At 33.5% G+C, this 770-nt stretch carries 1 protein-coding gene; it reads right to left on the bottom strand.

The window, feature by feature from the left end; all coding sequences use genetic code 11:
- Positions 1 to 127: 127 nt before the first annotated feature.
- Complete coding sequence (locus A6E04_RS20835) at positions 128 to 745, bottom strand: hypothetical protein (protein ID WP_065612299.1); 618 nt, start codon at positions 743 to 745, stop codon at positions 128 to 130.
- Positions 746 to 770 lie beyond the last annotated feature (25 nt).

The raw sequence follows: 770 nt of genomic DNA, 5'->3' as shown, positions 1-770 counted from the left end.
AACGCCTGCATAACACGTTTGCTACCATGCAGATTAAGCCCAAATTTACCACTTAACACGGTAAACTCAAAGAAACCTAGAATGCCGAATGTAGCAAATCGTGTTGATGCATTTGTTATAAATAGCCTTACGAATTGTGATCAAGCTCATCTAAAGCTTCATTCACAAAACTTACAGATTTTAATGGTAATCCTTCGCGAACCATAAAACACCCAATCACGATACATGCAATACCATTAATTAGATTCCCCCAATTAAGTTCTGTCGTGTAATTAACCCAAAAATAACCGATTAATAGGAAGCTAAAAAGAAGGAGGAATAAACCAACAACCAAATTATATTTTGCGACAACTTTATCGAAAAAGGATAATTTAATACGATATGAAGGCTCTTCTATGCCTAAAATACAGGGATTAAATGATGCAGCTCTGACTAAATGCCTAAATGAAAGAGACTTTCCAATTCGATTATGCAGCACAAAGATCGCATCTAGTAGCTCTTTATTCACCCTTACTTTGTATATTATCTTAAAGTGTTCAACCTCAATTTCATGTTCTAATTGTGATTTCAACTGTTGCCCTACTTTTGGGCTATTAACGGCTTCATACAAATCTTTAATTCTACGTTTACGATTAAAATCATAAAAATCAATAAACTTTGCAAAGTTAGCCACAATTGAAAAAAATATGATTATTAACACACCTTCGTAATAGCCTTCTTTGAAAAGATTAACTATAAATTCCATTTTTCCTCGCTATTTATAACGCCGC

It is taken from the genome of Aliivibrio logei, assembly GCF_001691055.1.
In the GTDB taxonomy this organism is placed as follows: domain Bacteria; phylum Pseudomonadota; class Gammaproteobacteria; order Enterobacterales; family Vibrionaceae; genus Aliivibrio; species Aliivibrio salmonicida.
Note: the sequence above shows the minus strand (reverse complement) of the source record. Positions and strands in the feature narration are given on the sequence as shown.